Source organism: Priestia sp. 10L35, assembly GCF_056395685.1.
Window position 1 is genome coordinate 1 of record NZ_JBFTKA010000053.1, and the last position, 467, is coordinate 467.

Below are 467 nucleotides of genomic sequence, written 5' to 3' on the forward strand. Positions count from 1 at the left end.
GCTAGCCGCCTAAGGTGGGACAGATGATTGGGGTGAAGTCGTAACAAGGTAGCCGTATCGGAAGGTGCGGCTGGATCACCTCCTTTCTAAGGATTTTTACATGACGTACGTTTTGACACTTTGTTCAGTTTTGAGAGTTCAATCTCTCATAATAATTGCGCCTGCGATTACTTGGCGCAAAACTGCACGTAGATATCACAGTGATGTTTATCATGATGTGATGGAAGTCAGTTGTTTTGTTCTTTGAAAACTAGATAACAGTAATTGCTGAGGAAAAGTGAAACTTTTCTTTAATCAAAYCAATAAATAACACAACAKTATGTTGTACCATTTATTCGCTAATGGTTAAGTTAGAAAGGGCGCACGGTGAATGCCTTGGCACTAGGAGCCGATGAAGGACGGGACTAACACCGATATGCTTCGGGGAGCTGTAAGTGAGCTTTGATCCGGAGATTTCCGAATGGGGA

The 467-nt window shown here is 42.8% G+C and carries 2 rRNA genes; both read left to right on the plus strand.

What is annotated here, in order from left to right:
* A 16S ribosomal RNA gene (locus AC1DEF_RS29210) occupies window positions 1–86 on the plus strand; the annotation flags it as partial.
* A 257-nt stretch (window positions 87–343) separates the two neighbouring features.
* A 23S ribosomal RNA gene (locus AC1DEF_RS29215) occupies window positions 344–467 on the plus strand; the annotation flags it as partial.